The organism is Rhizobacter sp. P2_H3, assembly GCF_056403355.1.
On sequence record NZ_JBFUFQ010000049.1, the window covers coordinates 1 to 21,283 of the forward strand.

Consider the following 21,283-nt stretch of genomic DNA (forward strand, 5'->3'; position numbering starts at 1 on the left):
GCGCCGGCACGGTGCTGGACGTGCTGCAGCGCACCGCGCCGCCGGGCCTGGCGCGCCGCCTGCGCGAGGAGGCCGGCGTCGCGGTGCTGGAAGCGGCCGGCGACGCGGCGGCCGACTGGTCGGCGTGGAGCCGCGAGCAGGCGGTGCAGGCGCGCTGCGTGGTCGTCGCGCTCACGGTCGACGGGGCCCGGCAACGCTGGCTCGCGATGGAAGACCCATGGGACGACGCGAAGCTGCGCCGCATCAGCGGGCGCGTCGGCGAAGCGCTGCAGCCGGCAGCCGCGAGCACGCAGGCGATGCGCTCCTGGCTGGGGGAGACCGATGGGGCAGCGGTGCGCGAAGAAGCCGCGAAGCCCGCGGCCGTGGCCGACGGGCCGATCGTCGGCTTCGTCGACAGCGCGATCCGCGCCGGCTTCCAGGCCGGTGCGAGCGACATCCATTTCGAATGCGACCGCGGTGGCGTGACGGTCAAGCACCGGCTCGACGGCGTGATGGCGCGCTTTGCGCGGCTCGACGGTGCGACGCAGGCCGAGGAGGTGATCTCGCGCATCAAGGTGCTGGCGCAACTCGACATCACCGAGCGGCGGCTGCCGCAGGACGGGCGTTTTCGGATCGACATCCAGGGTGGGCGCATCGACCTGCGCGTGTCGATCATGCCGAGCGTGTTCGGCGAGGACGCGGTACTGCGGCTGCTCGACAAGGCCCAGCTGCGCGAGAGCGATGCGACGGTGTCGCTCGACCTGCTGGGCTTCGACGCGATCGGCGCGGGCCTGATCCGCGAGCTGTCGATGGCGCCGAGCGGGATGATGCTGGTGACCGGGCCGACCGGCAGCGGCAAGACGACGACGGTGTATGCGGCGCTGTCGGAGATCAACACGGGGCTGGAGAAGATCATCACGATCGAGGACCCGGTGGAGTACGAGCTGGCGGGCGTGCTGCAGATTCCGGTCAACGAGCGCAAGGGGCTGACCTTCGCGAAAGGGCTGCGCTCGATCCTGCGGCATGACCCGGACCGCATCCTGGTCGGCGAGATCCGCGATGCCGAGACGGCCGAGATCGCGGTGCAGTCGGCGCTGACCGGCCACGCGGTGTTCACGACGGTGCATGCGAACAGCCTGACCGACATCATCGGCCGCTTCCGGCATTTCGGGCTCGACATGTTCGGCTTCATGTCGTCGCTGAACGGGGTGGTGGTGCAGCGGTTGATGCGGCGGCTGTGCGCCGATTGCGCCGGCGAGCGTGACGCGACTGCACGCGAGGCGCAGTGGCTGGGCGTGGTCGCGGAACACGGCGTGCGCGTGCCGCTGGCGGTGGGCTGCCCGCTGTGCCACGGCTCGGGCTACAAGGGGCGCTTCGTGATCTCGGAGGTGCACGTGATCGACGATGCGTTCCGCGACCACGTGACCGAGGGCTCGCCGCTGTCGGTGCTGAAGGGGCATGCGTATGCGGGCGGCACGCTGACGCTGGACCAGCAGTCGGTGCGGCGGGTGCTGCAACGCCAGACCACGATCGAGGAGGTGCGGCGTGTCGTCGGTGCGATCTGAGGGCGCGCAGGCCTGGCTGGGCTTGCGTGGGGTGGCGTGGCGCTTCGGTGAACAGCCGTGGCAGTGGCAGCCGGCCGACGGGCTGGAAGCCGGCGTGACGGCCGTTGCAGCGGCACTGAAGGCCGATGCCGCGGTGCGCCGGCCGCAGCTCAGGCTGTGGCTGGCCGGCAGCGTGGCGCGGCCGTTCATCGTGCAACCGGTGCCGGGGCTGCAGAGCTGGACCGAGGCACGCCGGCTGGCCGAGGCGCTGGCGCCCGATGAGACCGGGCTGACCGGGCCATGCGAGGTGTGGCTGGATGCGGCGCCGCCTGGGCACGCGGTGCTGGGCGTGGCGATCGAGACGGCGACGCGCGAGACGATCGAGCGTGTGCTGGCGGCGCATGGCGTGCGCGCTGTTGCGATGCGGCCGTGGTGGACGGCGGCGTTGGCGCGGGCGCTGGACGCGCAGCCGGCGCTGTCGCGCATCGTCGTCGCGGAACCGGAGAGCCTGGTGGTGCTGGCCGGCCGCGACGGGGTGTTCAGCGCGACGGCCACCTGTGCACCGTTGCCGTCGCCGGAGCATGCGGCGGCATGGCTGCAGCGCTCGGTGCTGAGCCTCGGGATCGCCGACGGCGAGGGCGTGCGGGTGGTGCTGTCGGCGGGCGCGGGATTGGACGATGCGGTGATGGAGGCGTGGGCATGAGGCGCATCGAGGCCGATTTCATCCGCCGCCGGCCGCCGGGGCGAGCCTGGTGGGGCGCGACGGTGCTGTTGCTGGTGGCCGCGGTGGCGTTGGCGGCATGGGGCTGGACGGTGCGCGAGGACACGGCCGGCGTGCGTGCGCAAATGCAGGACTGGAATGCGCGCGTCGACGCACTGGCGCACCAGGCGTCGCGGCGCGCCGAGCTGCCGAACGAGCCGCCGCCGGCCTATGCCGCCGATGCGCAGGCGGCGTTGAAGCTGCAGCGCGTGCCGGTCGACGCCGCGCTGGCCTCGCTCGAATCGGTGGGCACGGTGGGCGTGCTGCCGGTGTCGGTGGACATCAGCGCGGCCGACGCGACCGTGCGCGTGCAGGTCGAGTTCTCAAGCTACGAGGCGCTGCTGAAGTACCTGGAGGATCTCAACGCCGGGGAGCCGAGCGAGCGGTGGATCCTGGCGACGGCGCAGGGGACGGCACAGGGTGCCAGCGGGCGGCCGACGGCGTTGATCGTCTCGCGGTGGCGTGGGAGGGAATGACATGGGATCTCGCGATGACAGCTCAGCAAGTTCCTGAGCCTCATTCTTCGGCACCAGCCAGACACCATCGGCCTGACGCTGGATGCGCAGGGCTGGGCCGTCATCGATGAGCTGATTGCCAAGAGTGATGCCGCGGGAACGCGGCTCACACGGGACGAACTGCTGCAGCCGCAGTCGCGACAGCAGGTGCACCTGTCGGCCGATGAAGCAACGGCGCACTTGGTGGGGCAGCGTCATGGCAAGCCTGTCGAGCTGACGGTTGACGCGCTTCGCATGCACGCTGCCGGGTTCAAGTTCTATCGGGCGGACAACGGCGTCTGGCTCACGGATCAGGTGCCTCGGGAATTTCTGGTAGCCCGCTAAACAAAGTCGAAATGCTCCTCCATGACGGCAATCGCCTCGTCAACGTCTGCGCCGAGGAAACCGAGCACTTCCAGGAACCATGACAGCTGGTCGTCCTGGCCCGACACATTTTCTTTGCTCGGGTAAAGAAGGCACACGGCAAGACGAGCAACAACTGCCTCACCGCTCTCGAAATTCCGCAGTCCTCTTTCGTCCACGGCTTTCCACCAATGAGCAAGAGCGACACGCCTGTCATCCTCAGAGAGTTCCCCGGCGAGAAGCCCTTTGACGGTCGACAGAGGGTCATGGGCGGAAGAGCCGAATGAAATGCCGAGTCGCCCAACGACTCTCATCATGTAGAGCAGAAGCGATCGCAGGGATTCATTTGCGCTCTTCGGCCAGGCTATCGAGCCAATCGACTTGTTCAATGCATTGCTCCGAGCAAGTCCCTCAAATCTGCTCCCAGACACTTCTTCCTTCAAAGAACAACTCGAAGCCTCCACTGGCCGGCCAGAACGAGACTGTCTAATTTTCAATGCTCTCTCCGGGCAGAACGAAGAAGTATTCGGAGAGCGGCTCCAACAGCACCTTGACGGGCGTAGAGCTCTCGTTCTGAAGCGGCAATCTCGCGGTCAGATGGGGCATGCCGACTCCTATTGCTGAGGGCTCGGTTCCAGCGCCTTGCCATCACGCGTCACGGTCACAATGGAATTTACCCATCCAAACACGATCAAACCTCTTCCAGCGTGGTGAATCTCAAAGCAGGACTCTGCCTCACCTCCAACGCCCGTTACTTCAATTTGCGCGCCCGATTCGATAAGGTACAACTCGGCCCAAGGCTCAATGATCAGTTCAGTGACAGCTGCGGTCGTATTGCAATAGATGACAGTCTGACGCATGGAACTTTGCACTTGTTCAGCCGGATTAAAATCTTGTCACACCCCATTCGAGGCCGCTCCTTATTCCATCCCTCTAAGCCAATTTCGTATCCACGGATGCTTGGCCAAATCGGGAGCCGTCTCTACCAAGACTGACATGAAGGCGTCTCTAGCTGCCAATAGCATGTCCGCCAGTTCATCACCAGGAATATCCTCAGTCGTAGGATTGGGCTGCCAGTCGGTCTGACTCGCACATGTCGCAATATATCCGCGGCCCAACGGTTCCAGCGAGATGGAGCGCTCGACGCCTTGCTCATAAAAATCAACAGTCGTCGCCATATTCTGATTGACAGCGTGAAGCGCAGATGGCAATTGCTCCAGGAAAACCGGCAAGTCGGTTCCCACGTCCACTGGCCAACGCTGCTGGCCAAAGCCAGACAGCACGAATTCACTCTGAGACTCCGTCGCGCGACAAACATCTATCAGGATTGATCGAACATCGTCTTCGTTCGAGTTGTAGGAACGGGTTGCGAAATCGCGCGCTGCCTTGAGACGCAGTTCAATGTGCACAACAGAACTCCCATCGCTCAAAGTGACTCCCATGAGTTCCGCCGCGCCTGCACGAACCTCAGACCCGACACGCTACCTAACAAGATCGTAGGCTTGGGGAGACTTCGGCGTAGCGGACAATCTGATACCGGCATCGAGCATGGAAACCGCCTCTGGTCCGACATAAAACGATTTAATCTTCTCAAATTGCTTTCGAATGTTTTTCGCAAAAATGGCGTATAGCTCGTCAGATTGTGCGCCATTTCCGACGGTTCCGATCTGCCCGGCAATTAATTGATACTCGCCGTGCCTGCCCCCTGTTTGCAATGCAATGGTTTGCGGATTATTGACTTGATCCACTGCGTACATCTGACCACCGGCCCGCTGAGATACAACTCGCAGATTGACTGAGACGCCACGATCGACAATGAGGTATGTCTCAAATGGGATCAACCCATCAACGTCGGCCAGCATCACTACTTTTGGCTCAGCGAACAATCCACCCTGAACAAAATCGACTGGTCGAACTGCTGCGATCTGCCGAGCAACAGCGACGAAGTCAGCATGAGTTGCAAAAAAAGGGGTCAGCTTTCTGCTCATATTGGATCTCGCGGTTTAGGAATCGTCAAAACATGCTCTCCTGTTTGTGCCCTGATTCTGTTCGCGTTGGTTGCTTCTCGAGTAGTGAGTGTGACACCGTCAGCTCGCGTATCTACCGTATTCAGCCGAAGGGTTTTGCCATCTTTAACCGCCGTAATGTCAGGATAAGACGAACCTCGACGCGCTCCACCAGGTCCAGGAAGATACTCCTCCGGACCGCGTCCGCCGCCGCCCGTGATCTTCCAGCCGCGTCGTTCCATTTCGGTTGCAACTTCACCGACATGCGCACGAGTAGCTTCGTTGCCGAGGCGTCCGCCCAATCCACTTCCAAACTCCACCTTACACGCGTTATGCACCCAGGCACCAAGTCGGCCAACGAAGTATGTATGAAACTCTGCCACCTCGAAGTTGTACGTGTCATGCCGTGAGGCGTCCTTCTCCACGTGTCCGACGGTCAGAGCACCTGAGCCCAAGCGCTCGATCCGATCACCAGCGACTAGCTCTCCGGCAGAAACCCATCCGCGGCCTTGAACCTGGAACGGATGCTCAGGCGTAACACCAATGGTTTCCTCTTCCCCCGATTCACTCACATAGGTGACTTGCAGCACTGCCTGGTCTTGATGGTGGAACAAGCCCACGACAGGTTGCCACCGCGTGACACCTGTGATTTCATCGCGCGCCGCCACGAGATCGCCGACCCTGATCCGTTCGATCGGTTTGAGTCCTTCTGATGTGCTTACCAACGTCCCCGCGACGAAGCACAGCGCAAACATCTCGCGTTCTGCAGTGGCGGCGACAGCCCGCACGCCGTTGCCAAAACCCCCAGCAGCACGTCCTGCGAGAAGGCCCATGCCCACCTCGGCAACCAAACCAAAGGTCGGCGACTCGTATTTGCTGCGCAGTTTCTCTGAGGCAACCGGCATCCGATCAGGCTGCTGCACGCCCAACATACCGAGGACCTCGCCGGCCATGTTGTAGGCGGTCGCAATCGAGCTTGCAACGCTGACCAGCGGGTGCGCTTCCATACCCACGTTGTAGGCCGCCCGTCCGGTGTCCCTCGCCGCGCTCGCAAGGGTCGATGTACTGCTCGTCGTTCCACCTGCGGAATTGTTCGGCAACCTCGCATTCGCAAAGGCATCAGCAATGTAGGCCTTCAACTCCGAAGATCGCGGTTCAGGTGCATTGAGAATGATCGTCGTCATGAAATAGCCGCCCTTGAACGGCTCCCATGTCTTGCTCGGCTTGTCATCCGCCCATCCGCTCGGATCCGTCCTTGCCAGCGGATCGTTGCGCACGTAGCTGTAGCGGTTGTAGGCCTGCAGGTCCGACGGATCGCTGACGAGCTGGTCCACCGACAGGAAGCGCCCGATGGTCGCGTCATACATGCGGCCGTTCATGTGCGTGAGCCCGATGTCATCGAGCTGCTCATGGCCGGTGAAGCCACGATCGGTGCCGCTGTTGACGGCTGGGCTCCAGTCGATCACCAGCGTGCCGGCCGCGTCGTAGTTGCCGTTCGCGAAGCGGCGCTTGCCGAACGGGTCATACGCGTCACGGGCCGTCACGTCGCCGTTGTGGTCGGTCGTCGCCGCGATGCTGCCCAGGTGGTCCTTGTGCCAGTACTCCAGCTTCACCGCGGTCAGGCTGGATTGCACGGGCGGTGCAGTCTGGGTCGCGCCGAGTGTCGGCAGCGCTCCGGTAGTGACCAGCACGCCGAGGCTCTGGCCCCCTGCGCTCAGGTAGTGGCGGTTACTGGTGACGGCCGGGTTCGCCGCACTCGGGCTCGTCGGCGCATTGACCTCGCTCTCGAATGCCAAGCCGCCGGTATTGTCCGGGTGCAGGTACCACGTGGTTCGGGTGCCAGCGTTCGTGCCGCTCGGGATGGTCCGCACCTCACGGATGCGGGCATGGTCCTCGTCGTAGCTCCACACGTAGCTCGGCCCGCCTGCCGGCCCTTGCACGCCCGACTGACTGTCCGGCAGGTTGAAGCCCGTGTACGTGATCCCGCGGTACTTGCCCGCCGTCGCGCTGGCGATGTTGCCGTTCGCATCGAAACCGTAGGTGTTGGCTGCCGCGCCTTCGATGCCCTGGACCGCATGCGGCCGCACCGCATTCGCACCTTGCGCGCCGTAGCTGTACACCCCGACATCGCTCTTGTAGAGGATGCTGCCCAGCGCGTTGTATTGCAGGCTCACCGTACGAACCAAACCGCTGATCGCAGGGGCGGCCACCGTGTAGCGCTGCAGCCGGCCCAGCGCGTCGTGCTCGAAGTTCTCCGTCACCGCACCGGTGGCGCCATCGCCGTTCGCATCGTTGCGGTTCGTCAGCCGCCCCAGGCTGTCCCACACGTAGCCGTGGTTCAGCACGGTGGTCGCACCCGCCTTGCCCGACACCAGGCCGCTGGCCCGGCCGGTGAAGGCCTCGTAGGCCGAGGTGCTCACCACCGCGCTGCTGTACTTCTGCTGCTCCAGCCGGTCCCAGGCGTTGTAGGCCTGCGCCTGCCACAGCACCGTACCGGCCGGCAGCGTGACGCTCGCGCCCGGCGTGCCGCCCGGGGTCGCCGGCAGCGGGTTCACCGTCACCGCCGTCGCCAGCGACACGCTGCCGAGGAAGCCCTTCGACGTGTAGCCGTAGTTCACCGTCAGCCCGGTCGGCCAGGTCTGCGTCGCCTGCCGGCCGTTCGCGTCATAGCTCAGCGCGCTCGCAAAGCTCGGCCCGTTCGCCACCGTCGTGCGGTTGCTGACCATCCGGCCCAGGCTGTCGTACACCCACTGCTGGCTCATGTCGGTGCTGGCGCTCGTCGCGCACAGCTTGCCGATGCCCATCGCGCAGTTGTCGTAGGTCCAGGTGCTCTGGTACTCCGGCTCGCTGCGCAGCGTCATCCGGCCGAGCACGTCGTACTGCATCGTCGTCTGCCCGCCGCGCTGCGCCTGCAGCGGGTTCTGCTGCCGCACCACCTGGCCCAGTGCGTCGTAGCGGTACTCGATCACCCCGGCATCCGGGTCGGTCAGCTTGAGCTTGTTGCCCCGCAGGTCGTAGCTGATCTGCACCGTGTTCTGCAGCGCATCCTTCGTCGCCACCAGGTTGCCGAACGCGTCGTGCTGGTGAACGATCTGCGCGCCCAACGGGTCGGTGATGCGGATCGTGCGCCCTTCGACGTTCTTCTCCTCGGTGCGCACCTGCCCGCGGTCATCGGTCGACACCACCACCAACGCGCCATACACCGAGGTCGACACTCGCGCCCTGCGGCTGCCGCGGGTGCCGAAGCTCACGCTCGGCTGGCTGCCCTGGCTGTCGGCGGTGTAGATGCGCAGCACCCGGCCCAGCGCGTCGTACTCGGTGCGCGACAAGCCCACGTCGGCACTGCCCGTGCTCGTCGACGACCCGCTGTCCAGGAAGTACGGCTGCGTCTGCAGCACCACCTGGCCCAGGTCGCCGTACTCGGTGTCGGTGACGATCAGCCGGTTCGTGCCGCCGGGTTGCGTGGATCCGTCGAAGGCCTCGCTCACCTGCCGCAGCGCGCGGCCCGCCCGGTCCACGTACTTGCGGGTGAACGGGCCGTTCTTGACGCCCTCGGCTCCGCTGGCATCGCGCGGCTCCACGTGCGTGAACATCATCGCGTCAGCGGGGATCTCGGCCGCGCTCGGGCTCGGGCACGTCGGACTGTTGGTCGAGGTGTCGCCCGCCGCGTTCACCCGGCCCGCGATGTAGCAGTACGCCGTGATCACACGCGTGCCGTCCGCGTGGATCTCGCGCGTCGCGCGGCCCGCATCGTCATACTCCCAACGCGTGGTCAGCCCGTTCGCGTCGGTCTTGCTCAGCACGGTGCCGAAGCGCGGGTCCACCGTCTGCGTTTCCTCCTGCTGCAACGCGTTCTTGCTGCTGCTCGGTGCCGTCCACCGGGGCACGACGGCGCTGATGCCGGCGACGGTCACCGTCTGCGCACCATAGGTCGTCGTGGCGGAGCGTGGCGCGAACAACGCATCACCGCTCGCGCCGGTGCAGTTCTGCTGCGTCGCTCCGGTGCGGTTGCCGGCATCGTCGTAGATGTACTTCTTCACCACGCACTGCTGCACGTCGCCGAGCTCGGTCGTCTCGGTGTCCACCAGGCCATCGGGCAGGTAGGTGAAGTTCTTCGTGCGGGCGTAGCTGAACGGGTCGGCCACGCCCGTCACCGGCGGCAACTGGGCTTGTGCGTGGGCGGAGCTCACCGCCACCCACACGATTGCTGCGAACAGGCTCTTCATGGTCTGGTTGATGCGCTTCACAGGCAGGTCCCCTTCACGATGGCCTTGCTCGTCGTCGCCGTGCCGAACGCGTTCTTCACGCTGAAGTTCACCGTGCGCGCGGTGCATCGGTCGTAGATCCACTGGAAGGTGCAACTCCCCGGTGACGCCGCCACGCTGCCGCCCACAGTGCAGGTGCTCGTGCCGCCCGTGGCCGCATCGCTCTGGGTCACCGCCGTGATCGTCTGCGCCGCGCTGTACGGGTTCGCCACCGTCAGCGTGATCGTCGTGTASGTGGTCGTCGAAGTCGCGGTCGTGCTCAGGTTGAACAGCGCGCCGGGAATGGTCTGCACCGTGCCGCTGGCCGTAGTCAACGCGTTCACCGTCGCACCCACCGTGCTCACCGTCTGGTTGAAGTTCGTCAAGCTGCCCGTGGCCAGCTGAACCGTCATGGTGCACGCCARGCCAGGCGCCACATTGGTACAGCYGTTGCTCACCACRCTCAACACGCCMGGCAAACCAGACAAGCCCGACAGCGCCATCGGSACGTTGCCGTCGTTGCGCCACGCGATCACGTTCTGCGGCGCCGCCGAGTTCTGGTTCACCGTGCCATAGCTCAGGTTGCCGCCGACAAGCGTCGCCGCCGAGCCAGTCAACGTGCCCGATACCGTGGCCGATGCCGCACCCAAGGATCCACCAGTCGCCACCAGCGTCTGCGCACCTTGCGCGCCGATGCCGTTGCCCGTGCTCATCGACACCGTCACCACGCACGTACCGCCCGCGTCGACCGTGCAGCTGCCCGGGGCCACGCTGTACGCGCCACCGAGACCCGACATCGTCAGCGTTGCTGCCTGGTTGCCGCTGTTGGTGAAGCTCACCGTGCCGGAGGCAGCACTGCCACCCTTCGTGGCACTCAAGGCGGTCGCGCCGTTGCCGGTGACCGAGATCGCCGAGCCGAGCAGCGTGCCCGCCACCGGGGCCGACACCGCGCCGGTCGTGCCGCCGGTGGCCGTCAAGGTCTGGCCGCCTTGCGCGCCAATCCCGCCTGCCGTCGTCATCGACACCGTCACGGAGCAGGTGCCGCCCGCGGGCGCCACGCAGCTTGCCGGGCTCACCGAGTAAGGTGCACTCAGGCCCGACATCGTGAGCGTCGCCGCCAGGTTGCCGCCGTTCGTGAAGGTGACGATACCGCTACCCGCTGCACCACCCTTCTGCGCCGACAGGCCTGCCGCGCCATTGGCCGACACCGCAATCACCGATTGCAGGCCTGTGCCGCTCAGCGCGGCCGACAGCGTCCCCGCTCCGGTGCCGATGCTCACGCTGCCGCTGCGCGCTGCATTCGCCGTCGGCTGGAAGCGCACGGTGACCGTGCACGTGCCACCCACCGGCAGTGAACTGCCGCAGGTCGTCGAGACGAAGCCGAAGTCGGTACCGCCGACCGAAGAGACAGTCGGCACTGTCACGCTCAACGGGCCGACACCGGTGTTGGCGAGCGTCGACGTCAGCGTCGGCGCACTACCCACGGCCACGCTGCCGAAGTCCACAGCACTCAGGCTGCCAGACTGCGCCTGACCGGTCCCCAACAGCACGGCCGATCTCACACCCAGCTCGGTGTTGACGTTCAACCCGCCGCTGCGCGCACCGGCCGCTGCCGGCGTGAAACTCACGGTCACCGTGCACGAGGCACCGGCCGCCAGGCTCGTGCCGCAGCTCGTGCCCGAGAAACTGAACTCGCTGCCCGAGGCCGACGCCACCGCCGCTGCCGTCGGAACCGTCACGCCGATCAGCGTGCCACCGGTGTTGGTCAGTGTCGCGGTGCCGCTGCTCGTCTGCCCGACCTGCGTGGTCGGGAAGGACGGCGCGCTCACCGTGGCCGCCGGTGCCGTGCCGCGCGTGGCGGTCGCCCCCGGCGCCGTGCCGGCGCTCGCGCCGACGCTCGCCAGGCTGTTCGGTGCCGTCCGCAGCTGCGTCGCGCTTTCCACGCGACCCAGGAACCAGCGGTCATCGCCGATGTCGTCATCGCGGTACAGGTGGGTCGCCGTCTCGCTGATGACTTGTGCCACACCACCGGCCGCCGTGCCGCTGATGGTCGTCGTCACCACCTTCGGGTCGCCGGTCTCGTTGAACGAGCTCGTCACCGTCGTGACCGGCATCGCGTCGCCGTTCAACTCCTTGGCCGCCTTGATGCTCTTGTAGGGATAGGGGCGCTGCAGCCTGACGCTGGCCGGTACAAGGCAAGGCGCCGTGACGGTTGCAGCGGCCTCGGCGCTCGGCGATGCGGACTTCTCGCAATAGATGTTCGTCGCGTCGCTCAGCAACACCGGCGAGCTTGCATCCAGCGCTCCGCGCCAGGTCTTCACGCGCGCCGGCGAGCCGATGTAGGGGTGCATGTGCAGCACCTCGCTGGATTGCGAGAGGGTGCTGCCATCGGGCACCTGCCGCTGGCTGCGCACTTCGCGGAAGCTGCGTGCGCCGCGCCCGTCATGGGCGCCCTTGGCGCCGCTGTAGCGGAACTCCTCGCGCACCGTGCCGCCGCCGACGCCGCTGTCGCGCACACTGCTGGCGACGATGTAGCTCGCGTTCGTCACGTCGAACAGCGGGTACACCGCTGCGTTCGGGCCACCCCGGTCGTTGAGGTAGCGGTTGCCGAGCGCGCCGCTGGCCGGGTTGGCCATCGACACCCAGGTCAGCATCGTCTTCAGGCCCTGCGGCGAGGTCGCACCGACCAGCAGGTCCGGCGGCAGCGACGAGCCGGTCTTCACATAGAGCTGGTTGCTGCTGCCGTCGCCCGGCGATGCGGACGCCTTCAGGCGCAGGATCTCCACGTCCCCACGGCCGGTAAAGTCACCGGTCACGAAGGCGGCCGAGCTGTCGCTCTTCTGCAGCTGGTCGTTGGCCGTGACCAGGTTGAACGTGGTCGACGCGCTGTAGGTGCCGTCGCCGTTGCTGAGGTACAGCGCGTTCTTCGTCGGGTCGTCCTTCCAGCTGAGGATGTCGTCGCGGCCGTCGCGGTTCACGTCGCCGATCACGAAGCCGGCGGACGGGATGAAGTTCGCGCCGGTGCCGGTCCAGATCTGATCCCACAGGCCGGGCGATTGGTAGTTGGCGACCCTCAACAGACCTCTCGCGCCATCCGATGCTTGCAACGACCGACCGAATTTGTCCAGGCAGTCGGGGCGGCCGTCGCCATTGAGGTCCAGCCGCTGCTGGCAGCTCAAGTATGTCACCGGCATCGGGTCGAACGAGAAGTCGCCGCGCGAGCGCCACGCGCGTTGCGATACCACCAGTTCGCTGTCCGAGCCGATCATTCCGGCATCCACCAGGTCGGGCATGCCGTCGTTGTCCAGGTCAGCGATGTGCCCGGGCTGGCCCAGCGAGTACGGGCCTTCGGGCGTCGCATAGAAGTTCCAGTGCGTCGCGTTGGTGGGTTGCTCGGTGAACCCGCCCTGGCCGTCACCCTTGAAGACGCGCGTGCAGACCTTGCTCGCACAGGGATCGGACGACGGCTCGAACACGGTGGGCTGGAAGTCCAGCGTCGACGTGACGACGTCGAGCAGGCCGTCGTTGTCAAGGTCCAGCAGGTAGAACGTGTTTCCCGGCGCCCAACCCAGCCAGCCGACCTGCGCCTCGCCATGCAGGAACTTCAGGTTGTCGCGGCTGACGGCCTCGTTCAGCGTCACGCCGGTGATCGCCTTGCGCGTGAAGCTGCCGTTGCCGTTGTTCAGGTAGAGATCGCTGGTGCCGGAACACGCGGAGTTCGACACCAGGTTCGTCGAGTTGCCGCCTCTGAATCGCAGCAGGTCCGGCAACCCGTCGCCATTGAAATCGGCCACGCGCGTGCTGTAGCAACCGCTGCTGTCGAAGAGCTTCTGGTCGCTGCCGGTGATGTTGAAGCCGGCCATCTGCCGGAACGTGCCGTCGCCGTTGCTGAGATGGAGCTGGTTCTCGGCCGGGTTGTCGGACCAGCGGATGATGTCGGTTCTGCCGTCGCCGTCGAAATCGGCGGTGATGACGCCGTAGTTCGAGAAGCGCAGGTTGTCGCGCAGCACCACCGTGCTCTGCATCGTCAGGGTTGCCAGGCTGCTGGCCGCGAACGCGGCGTTGCGCTGGTACGCGTCGCTGCCGTCGGCGGCGTAGTCGAAAGTCTCCGGCGGGAAGCACGACGACTCGGCCGCCCCGATGCATTCGGTCAGCCGCGTCAGCCGGCTGCGGTTGGTCACCGCGCCGCTGTCGTAGGCGAGCCGCAGGGTCTTCACCTTCAGCGGCGTGGTGTTCACGTTCACGAAGCTCTGCACCTGCGCGAGCCGCTGCAGGTTCAGCAGCTTGCTGCCGGCCACGTAGGCTTCACGCCGCGCCTGCGGCTTGCCGGTGGGGGCGAGCGCCGGCAGGTCGTCGTAGCTGAACACCACCTTGTTGCCCGGCGCCTGCGTCGGCGTGCCGGTGTAGCGGATCTCGCGCAGGCTCCAGTCGTGCCCCGCGATCGGCGTGCCGGCCACCGTGCCGCTGCCCCAGGCCAGCCCGTCGCGCTGCTGGTACTGGTAGTCGATGTAGTTGCCTCGCCGGTCGCTCACCCGGCTCACCAGCCAGGTGGTGGTGACGCCGGTGCCTTGGGCCGTCACGGCCGCATCGGCCGTCGAGTTGCTGTTGTTGCCGTACTCGTAGACCCGGCCGTCCTTGGTCCACACCTTGAAGTACGCCGGCGCATTGCCACCCGATCCATAGGCCCGGATGCGCGCGAACGAATCGCGCTCGGTGCGGAACTCGCGCAGCAGGCCGCTGCCTCCTGCGCTGTCGTCGGTCTGCGGGAACGCCATCGGCACGCCCGTCGCACTCGTCTGGATCAGCCGCTGGCCGTCCAGGCACAGCTTGTCGGCCGCCGTGTTGTCGACGCCGCGAATGCGGCCGTCGGTCGCGAGGTTCGCGCCGCAGCGCGCGATCGACGAGACGCCGGTCAGCGACCAGCCGTGGCCCACCGGGCCGTTGCCGTCACCGCCATACGCCAGCGCGATCGTGGGCACCATGCCGGCAATGCCCGGCGGCACCGCGATCGGATGCTGATAGCCCGGCTGGCCGTCCTGACCGACCGAGAGTTGAGCCCAGGCCGGCAGAGAAAGAGCGACCAGCGCCAGCGCGCCCACGCACGACACCACCAAGCCACGGACACGCCGCGACGCACAGATCAGTTCCAAGAGAGTCCTCCAGCGCACGGTCGTCGACCGTGCATCCAATGACAACGAGGGAGAGGTGTGTCGCCTTCGGCCCTGTGGGGCACTGGCAACCCGCGCGGCAGTGGTCTGCCGCTGCGGTGTGCGCAGTCTACCGATGCGCGTCCGATTTTTTCATCGCGCCCACGCGGATTTCATCAACCTTGAGGAGGTCCATTCGTACCGCGCTACGGCTGCCCCAGGAAGAAATACGCCGCCCGGTTCCCCGAATCCGCCACCCCCAGCGCGAGGTACACCGGCCCGACCAGCGTGTCCAGCGCGAGGTACAGCGCCCCCCCGCGGCGCAGCCGGTCCTTGTCGGCGCCGAACACCGAGTCGCCGATGCGCCCGGCCTCGAGCGACGCGCCGACGACGATGCCGTCCAGCAGCCCCGGCCCGGCCAGCCGGTAGTTGTAGGCCACGCGCCCGAAGCGCATCTCGGTGCCGAGCAGTTGCCCGGTGCGGTAGCCCGACAGCTGCAGGAAGCCGCCCAGGCTGAACAGCTCGTACGACGGCAGCGGCCCCTGCTTCAGATTGCCGCCGGCCTTCAGCGCGCCGCGCAGCGCATGCGGCCCCCATGAATGCGCGCCCTGCAGGTTGGCTGACGCCCGCGTGTAGTCGTCCTGCGCGCCCAGCCGCGCGCGCGAGAAGTACACCCGCGCATCGCCCGCCCAGCCGTTGCGCGGGAAGCGCAGGCTGTCGAGCTGGTCGAAGCGCACGCGCGCGAGCACGCCGCCGGTGTCGGTGCGCTGGATCAGGTCCTCGGCGCGGATGAACGTGGTGTCATCGGTGAACTTCACGCTGCCGCGCACCAATCCCAGCCGCGCCTCGCCCGCGCTGCCGAGCGGCAGCCCCAGGTCGATGCCGGCCTCGGCCGATTCGCGCCGGAAGCGCGCGACCCGCAGCCCGCTGTCGCGGTCGTAGAGGTCGAACGGCTCGTCCTGCAGCTCGATGCGTGGCGCGACGAACACGCGCTGGCGCTCGGTCAGCGGCTGGTACCACTCGCTCGCGAGCCGGTCGGTTCGGCCGATCTGCAGGTCGTTGCGCCATTCGGCACCGAGCGCGTTCAGCCAGGTCCAGCGGTGGCTCGCGTACAGGTTGAAGAAGGAGTTGCCCTCGAAGTCGGACGACAGCCCGAGCCCGAGCCGCAGGTAGTTCGGGCCCCACGATTTCTCGCTCACCTCGGCCAGCAGCACGCGGCCGCTGCCGGGCTCGTCGCTCAGCGTGTAGTTCACCGCCTCGAAATCTCCGCGCGCGTAGATGCGCTTGATGTCGCGGTCCATGCGCTGCGCATCGAGCGGCGCGCCGGCGCGCGTCTCCATCGCCGCGAGCACCACCTCGGGGTTGACGACGCGCGTGCCGACCACGCGCACCTCGTCGATCGGCGCGGCCGTGTCGCCCGGCGATGCGAAGCGCGAGGCCATCAGCGCCGCATAGGTCCCGGCCGGCAGCCCGTACGGCGCGAGCTGCGAGGCCACCGCCTGCGCGGCCCGCTCGCCGCGGCGCGCCGCCTCGGCCAGCTGCTCGAAGGCCGACGAGCTGATCTCGTCCAGCTCCGGCGTGATCAGCACGTCGCCCGGCTTCAGTTCGGCCAGCGACTGCTGCACGTTCGCGCCGATCAGGATGCGCAGCATCTGGTCCGACACCGACACCACCGAGGTGATCTGCTCGCGCCGCAGCAACGGTGTACCGATGTTCACCGCGATCACGACATCGGCGCCGAGCCGCCGCGCGACGTCCACCGGCAGGTTGCGCTTGAGCCCGCCGTCGACCAGCAGGCGGCCGTCGATCTCGACCGGGTTCACCGCGCCGGGGATCGCCATGCTCGCGCGCGCCGCCAGCGCGAGCTGGCCGTGCGACAGCACCACCATCTCGGCGCTGGCGAGGTCGGTCGCGACCGCGCGGAACGGGATCGGCAGCCGGTCGAAATCGGTCGTGGCCTGGCGGCGCGTCAGCCGGCGCAGCACCACCTCGAGCGAGACGCCGGCCACCGCGCCCTTCGGCAGCGAGAGACCGTGCGGGCCGAGGCCGAACTCCGGGCCGATGAAGTTGGTGGCGTCGTCGAGCTTGCGGCGCAGCGGCACCTCGTCGCGGTCGATGTCGCGGAACAGCACCGCGGTGTTCAGCGCCGCCATCTCGCGCTCGATCTCCGACAGCGGCAGCCCGCTCGCGTAAGCCGAGCCGACGATCGCGCCGGCGCTGGTGCCGACGATCACGTCGACCGGCACATGCAGCGCCTCCAGCACCTTCAGCACGCCGATGTGCGCGCCGCCACGGGCACCGCCGCCGGACAGCACCAGGCCGATGCGCGGGCGCTGCGTGGTGGGAGCGGGCGTGGTGAGGGGCTCGGCCGCTGCTGCCTGCTGCGTGATCGCCGCCCCGAGCAGGCTGGCGATCAGGCAGAGGCCTGCGGCCCGCATCGCCGTCAGGGCCTGGAGGCTGCCGCTGGTGCGGTCGATGCGGCAGGCTGGGCCGGCACCGGCACGATCACGCCCGGCGCGAGCGAGATCTCGTCCTGCACGCGCACGCCGGTGATGTAGTAGCGGGTCTCGCCGAAGCAGCTGCCCGGCAAGCCGACCTTCTGCTCGTAGTGCAGCGCGACGCGCTTGCCCATCACGAGGTTGACCTTGTCGGCGGTGGCCTCGTCCCAGATCGTGAAGCGGAATTTCTCGGGCGTGCTGCCGGGCAGCGACACCAGGGCCAGCTCGCCTTCCCAGGTCTTGCAGACCCAGCCCTTGCGCGACAGCTGCTGCACCCAGCCGGCGCGCTCGCCGTCGGAGTAGCTCCATTTCACCGCGAGGAAGAAATACAGCACCACCAGGGCCACCAGGACCAGGGGCACCAGCAACCATTTCATCGCGCGCATCAGGCTTCCTCCGGAGAACAGGGCTGGCCGCGCGTCGACACGCGCGGCTCGTTGTGCTGCGCGGGGAGTCTACCGTGGCCGCTGCCCGGAACTCGGCGGTGGAAGGGTTCGGGTCACCGGGTTCTCCGGCTCACGAGACGACTTGCGCCAGCTCGATCAGGTTGCCGAAGGGGTCGGCGATGAAAGCCAGCTTGCGGCCGATGACCGGCAGCTCGAAAGGCTCGGTGACGATGTGGACCTCGCGGCGGCGCAGCTCGGCCACGGTGGCCTCCATGTCGGCGACGTTGAGGCAGAAGTGATGGAAGCCGGCCAGGCGCAGGCTGTCGCCGAGGTCGCTGTAGACGGGTTTGGGAATCGGCCGCGGCTGGCCGTCGCCGAGGATCTCGACGAAGAAGTCGTTGTCGGTCGCCGGGGCCAGGTAGGCGAGCCGCTGGTCGGCATACGGCCACTGGTGCACGACGCGGAAGTCGAGCTTCTCGGTGTACCAGCGGACCGCGACGTCGAAGTCGGGCACGCGCACGGCGACGTGGTGGCCCTTCATCGAGGCGAACGGGCTGGCCGGGCGGGTGGCGGGGATGTTGACGGTGGGCATGGTGGGGTCCTCGTTGTCCGGGGTGATGAAAACTGCGATGACCGAAGCGTAGGTTTGCGCCCCGGCAAAGAGAATCGACACCACCGGGGTGCACTCTGAACCTCCATTTCATAATCGCGCGCCATCCACGGAGAGAACCCGATGAACCAGGAGCCGGTTGCGAGAGACAGCAAGCCGCCGATCAGCCTGCCCGGCCTGATCGCGTTCGAGAGCGTGGCCCGGCACATGAACTTCACGCGCGCCGCCGCCGAGATGGAGGTGACGCCGACGGCGATCTCGCGCACCGTGAAGCAGCTGGAGGCCTCGCTCGGCATCCGCCTGTTCAACCGCACCACGCGCAGCGTCGGCCTGACCGAAGCGGGCGCGCAACTGCTGGGCACGCTGGCACCGGCGCTCGAGCAGATCCGGCGCTCGGTGCAGGAGGTGGGCGATGTGTCGAGCGGCCCGCACGGGCTGCTGCGCATCAACACCTCGTACGTGGCCTACGCGTCACTGATCGAGCCGCACCTGCAACCGTTCATGGAGCGCTTCCCAGAGATCACGCTGGAGATGACCGTCGACAACGGGCTGAGCGACATCATCACGGGCGGGTTCGACGCCGGCATCCGCCTGGGGCACGCGCTGCAGAAGGACATGATCGGCGTGCCGATCGGGCCGTTGCAGCGGCTGCTGGTCGTCGGCTCGCCGGCCTACCTGAAGGCGCGCGGCAAGCCGGCGACGCCGGAAGACCTGCTGCAGCACGACTGCATTCGCCAGCGCATCGGCAACCGCAGCCAGTTCTTCGCGTGGCGCTTCGGCAGCGGCAGCAAGGCCGCGACGATCGAGGTGCAGGGCCGCCTGGTATTCAGCGAGATGCGCTGCACGCTGGACGCCGCGGCGCAGGGCCACGGGCTCGCGTTGGCCTTCGAGCAGTTCGCGCGGCCCGCACTGCAGGCCGGCCGGGTGGTGCCGGTGCTCGAGAAGTTCACGCGCCCCGGCGAGGCCTTCTACCTGTACTACCCGAACCGCGGGCAGATGCCGGGCAAGCTGCGGGCGCTGATCCAGTTCATGCAGGCGGTGGACTGGAGCGCAGCGCCCTGACGCAGGGCGGCATCAAGCCGACTTCAGCTGCGCGGTGTCGATCGGAAACGTGCGCAACCGCTTGCCGGTGGCCGCGTACACCGCATTGAACACCGAGGCCGCGACGACCGCCGTGCCGATCTCGCCGACGCCCACCGGCGGCTGCTCGCTCGGCACGATGTGCACCTGCACTTGCGGCACCTCGCTGATGCGCAGCGGCGGGTAGTCGTGGAAGTTGCTCTGCAGCACGCGGCCGCGCTCGAAGGTGATGCTGCCGTACAGCACCGCGGTGAGGCCGAACAGCAGGCCGCCCTGGACCTGCGCCTCCACGCCATCCGGGTTGACCGGCAGGCCGCAGTTCACCGCGCAGACCATCCGGTCGACCTTGATGCTGCCGTCCTTCGCGACGGTGAGGTCGGTGACCAGCGCGGCATGCCCACCGAAGGCCTCGGCCACGCAGACGCCACGGCCCCGGCCCACCCCCACGGATTCGCCCCACCCGGCCCGGGTGGCGGCCAGCCGCAACGCAGCGAGTGCATTCGGGTTGCGGCCCAGCATGCGCTCGCGAAAGCGCACCGGATCGACCTGGGCCAAGGCAGCCACCTCGTCGATGAACGATTCGACGACGAACACATGGTGCGTGGGCCCGACGCCGCGCCAGTTGCCGGTCAGCAGACCCTTCGGCGGCTCATGGCGCACGTACTCGACGTACTTGTTCGGGATGTCGTACGAGGAGCCCGCCATGTCGACCGCGTCGGCATCGAGCCCGTTGGCGACCCACTGCGGCGCATAGCGGCCGATCACCGACGAGCCGGCGGTGCGGTGGCTGAAGGCCACCAGCTCGCCGCGCTCGTTCAACGCGGCCGACATCTCGTCGCGGAAGTACGGCTTGTAGGCGTCGTGCTGGATGTCTTCTTCGCGGCTGAAGACGAACTTCACCGGGTAGCTCACATGCCGAGCCAGTTGCGCCGCGGTCACGATGTAGTCGACGTCGAGCTTGCGGCCGAAGCCACCGCCCAGCAGGAAGTTGTGCACCGTCACCTGCTCGGGCGTCAGGCCCAGCGCCTCGGCGACCATCGCCTGCGCGCGGGCGGGCGCCTGCGTGCCGGCCCAGATCTCGCAGCGGCCCGGGGTCACGTGGATCGTGCAGTTGAGCGGCTCCATCGCGGCGTGCGCCAGCGGCGGCACCTCGTAGACGGCGCTCAGGCGTTGCGCGCCGCCGGCAAGCGCCTGGTCGACATCGCCCTCGCGCGTGGTGACCAGGCCGGTGCCTTTCAGCGCCTGCGCCAGCTGCTCGCCCCACAGCTTGCTCGAGAAGTCGGCCGACGGACCTTCGTCCCACTGCACGTCCAGTGCGGCCAGCCCCTTCTTCGCCGCGCCCTGGTGGTCGGCGATGACGGCCACCGCGGTCTCTGAACTGACGACCGCACGCACGCCGTTCACCGCCCTCGCCTTGCGATCGTCCACCGATCGAAAGCGGCCGCCGATCACCGGGCAGTTGGCGACCGCTGCGAACTTCATGCCCTTCACCTGCGCATCGATGCCGAACACCGCGGTGCCGTTGACCTTCGACGGCGTGTCCAGGCGGTGCACCGGTCGGCCGACGAGGCGGAAGTCGGCCGGCGATTTCAATGGCGCATCCTTCGGCACCGGCAGCGTCGCCGCCTTGGCGGCCAGTGCGCCGTAGCGCAGCTGGCGGCCGGTGGGCACATGCCGGATCGCGCCGTTTGCTGCAACGCACTCGCCTTCGGCCACTCGCCAAGTCTGCGCGGCCGCGCTGCGCAGCATGGCCTTGGCGGTGGCGCCGGTCTGGCGCAGCACCTTCCAGGCAGCGGGCATCGAGCCCGACCCGCCGGTCACCTGGATGCCGTACAGCGGGTGGCCGTAGCGCTTCTCGTCCGGCGGCGCCTGTTCGAGCCTGACCTTCGCCAGATCGACCTCCAGCTCCTCGGCGATCAACATCGGCACCGAGGTGAACGTGCCCTGCCCCATCTCGACCAGCGCGACGACGATCGTCACGCTGTCGTCAGCGCCGATGCGCACGTAGGCGTTGGGCGCGAACACCGTGGGCGTGCTCCTTGCCGCGGCCGCATTCGCGTCGGGCAGGTGGAACGAGAGCACCAGCGCACCGCCGGCCGCCGAGGCAGACGCGAGGAAGGAACGGCGCGACAGCGTGGCGCCCACGGTGGGGAGGGAATTCGAATCGTGCAT

Annotated in this window: 15 protein-coding genes and 1 pseudogene; 6 read left to right on the plus strand and 10 right to left on the minus strand. The window is 67.4% G+C overall.

The features are described from left to right. The 5 genes and pseudogenes from AC1D1T_RS12065 to AC1D1T_RS12085 form a co-directional block, all read left to right on the plus strand. Nucleotides 1-1,544: GspE/PulE family protein (locus AC1D1T_RS12065; RefSeq protein WP_477991920.1), on the plus strand; the 1,544-nt coding region annotated here is incomplete at its 5' end. Continuing rightward, entirely contained in the window at nucleotides 1,534-2,226 is a 693-nt protein-coding gene (locus AC1D1T_RS12070) for a hypothetical protein (protein ID WP_477827602.1), read from the plus strand. The genes AC1D1T_RS12065 and AC1D1T_RS12070, both read left to right, overlap by 11 nt. After that, nucleotides 2,223-2,759: a hypothetical protein gene (locus AC1D1T_RS12075; protein ID WP_477827603.1), complete on the plus strand. Its 537-nt coding sequence runs from the start codon at nucleotides 2,223-2,225 to the stop codon at nucleotides 2,757-2,759. The genes AC1D1T_RS12070 and AC1D1T_RS12075 overlap by 4 nt, the downstream gene beginning before the upstream one ends. A 30-nt stretch (nucleotides 2,760-2,789) precedes the next feature. Continuing rightward, nucleotides 2,790-2,900, plus strand: a pseudogene (locus AC1D1T_RS12080) (RNA 2'-phosphotransferase); the annotation flags it as partial. Beyond that, the gene (locus AC1D1T_RS12085) at nucleotides 2,874-3,122 is read left to right on the plus strand and encodes an RNA 2'-phosphotransferase (RefSeq protein ID WP_477827605.1); all 249 of its coding nucleotides are present in this window, start codon (nucleotides 2,874-2,876) and stop codon (nucleotides 3,120-3,122) included. The pseudogene AC1D1T_RS12080 and the gene AC1D1T_RS12085, both read left to right, overlap by 27 nt. Here the strand turns inward: AC1D1T_RS12085 and AC1D1T_RS12090 are convergent. The 9 genes from AC1D1T_RS12090 to AC1D1T_RS12130 all read right to left on the minus strand — a co-directional run bounded on the left by AC1D1T_RS12090 (nucleotide 3,119) and on the right by AC1D1T_RS12130 (nucleotide 18,013). Further along, nucleotides 3,119-3,529 carry a hypothetical protein gene (locus tag AC1D1T_RS12090; protein ID WP_477827604.1) on the minus strand — a complete coding sequence of 137 codons (411 nt, stop codon included), beginning with the start codon at nucleotides 3,527-3,529 and terminating at the stop codon, nucleotides 3,119-3,121. The genes AC1D1T_RS12085 and AC1D1T_RS12090 overlap by 4 nt on opposite strands. Nucleotides 3,530-3,754: 225 nt before the next feature. Further along, a complete protein-coding gene (locus AC1D1T_RS12095) occupies nucleotides 3,755-4,000 on the minus strand; it encodes a hypothetical protein (RefSeq protein WP_477840286.1) in 246 nt (81 codons plus the stop codon). A gap of 60 nt (nucleotides 4,001-4,060) precedes the next feature. Beyond that, nucleotides 4,061-4,549, minus strand: a complete 489-nt coding sequence (locus AC1D1T_RS12100; RefSeq protein ID WP_477828287.1) for a hypothetical protein — start codon at nucleotides 4,547-4,549, stop codon at nucleotides 4,061-4,063. A gap of 72 nt (nucleotides 4,550-4,621) precedes the next feature. Then, a complete protein-coding gene (locus AC1D1T_RS12105; protein ID WP_477828286.1) occupies nucleotides 4,622-5,128 on the minus strand; it encodes a hypothetical protein in 507 nt (168 codons plus the stop codon). Next, nucleotides 5,125-9,480, minus strand: coding sequence for a polymorphic toxin-type HINT domain-containing protein (locus tag AC1D1T_RS12110; RefSeq protein WP_477991921.1), 4,356 nt, complete (start codon nucleotides 9,478-9,480; stop codon nucleotides 5,125-5,127). The genes AC1D1T_RS12105 and AC1D1T_RS12110 overlap by 4 nt, the downstream gene beginning before the upstream one ends. Further along, nucleotides 9,390-14,540, minus strand: coding sequence for a choice-of-anchor D domain-containing protein (locus AC1D1T_RS12115; protein WP_477991922.1), 5,151 nt, complete (start codon nucleotides 14,538-14,540; stop codon nucleotides 9,390-9,392). The genes AC1D1T_RS12110 and AC1D1T_RS12115 overlap by 91 nt, the downstream gene beginning before the upstream one ends. Nucleotides 14,541-14,743: 203 nt before the next feature. Beyond that, nucleotides 14,744-16,975: a patatin-like phospholipase family protein gene (locus AC1D1T_RS12120; RefSeq protein ID WP_477825081.1), complete on the minus strand. Its 2,232-nt coding sequence runs from the start codon at nucleotides 16,973-16,975 to the stop codon at nucleotides 14,744-14,746. A gap of 5 nt (nucleotides 16,976-16,980) precedes the next feature. Further along, nucleotides 16,981-17,421 carry a hypothetical protein gene (locus tag AC1D1T_RS12125; protein ID WP_197066764.1) on the minus strand — a complete coding sequence of 147 codons (441 nt, stop codon included), beginning with the start codon at nucleotides 17,419-17,421 and terminating at the stop codon, nucleotides 16,981-16,983. A 130-nt stretch (nucleotides 17,422-17,551) separates the two neighbouring features. Next, nucleotides 17,552-18,013 (minus strand): VOC family protein, encoded by a 462-nt coding sequence (locus AC1D1T_RS12130; RefSeq protein WP_465111301.1) that lies wholly within the window; start codon nucleotides 18,011-18,013, stop codon nucleotides 17,552-17,554. A gap of 141 nt (nucleotides 18,014-18,154) precedes the next feature. Here AC1D1T_RS12130 and AC1D1T_RS12135 point away from each other — a divergent pair, with 141 nt between their 5' ends. After that, nucleotides 18,155-19,093 carry a LysR family transcriptional regulator gene (locus AC1D1T_RS12135; protein ID WP_465111300.1) on the plus strand — a complete coding sequence of 313 codons (939 nt, stop codon included), beginning with the start codon at nucleotides 18,155-18,157 and terminating at the stop codon, nucleotides 19,091-19,093. Between the two features lie 12 nt (nucleotides 19,094-19,105). Here the strand turns inward: AC1D1T_RS12135 and AC1D1T_RS12140 are convergent, their stop codons facing one another. Further along, nucleotides 19,106-21,283 carry a xanthine dehydrogenase family protein molybdopterin-binding subunit gene (locus tag AC1D1T_RS12140; RefSeq protein ID WP_477825082.1) on the minus strand — a complete coding sequence of 726 codons (2,178 nt, stop codon included), beginning with the start codon at nucleotides 21,281-21,283 and terminating at the stop codon, nucleotides 19,106-19,108.

Coding starts and splice junctions, on each gene's coding strand:
- AC1D1T_RS12105 (WP_477828286.1), bottom strand. CDS start 5,128: ATGAGCAGAAAGCTGACCCCTTTTTTTGCAACTCATGCTGACTTCGTC.
- AC1D1T_RS12075 (WP_477827603.1), top strand. CDS start 2,223: ATGAGGCGCATCGAGGCCGATTTCATCCGCCGCCGGCCGCCGGGGCGA.
- AC1D1T_RS12130 (WP_465111301.1), bottom strand. CDS start 18,013: ATGCCCACCGTCAACATCCCCGCCACCCGCCCGGCCAGCCCGTTCGCC.
- AC1D1T_RS12135 (WP_465111300.1), top strand. CDS start 18,155: ATGAACCAGGAGCCGGTTGCGAGAGACAGCAAGCCGCCGATCAGCCTG.
- AC1D1T_RS12140 (WP_477825082.1), bottom strand. CDS start 21,283: ATGCACGATTCGAATTCCCTCCCCACCGTGGGCGCCACGCTGTCGCGC.
- AC1D1T_RS12110 (WP_477991921.1), bottom strand. CDS start 9,480: ATGCACCGCGCGCACGGTGAACTTCAGCGTGAAGAACGCGTTCGGCAC.
- AC1D1T_RS12095 (WP_477840286.1), bottom strand. CDS start 4,000: ATGCGTCAGACTGTCATCTATTGCAATACGACCGCAGCTGTCACTGAA.
- AC1D1T_RS12120 (WP_477825081.1), bottom strand. CDS start 16,975: ATGCGGGCCGCAGGCCTCTGCCTGATCGCCAGCCTGCTCGGGGCGGCG.
- AC1D1T_RS12125 (WP_197066764.1), bottom strand. CDS start 17,421: ATGCGCGCGATGAAATGGTTGCTGGTGCCCCTGGTCCTGGTGGCCCTG.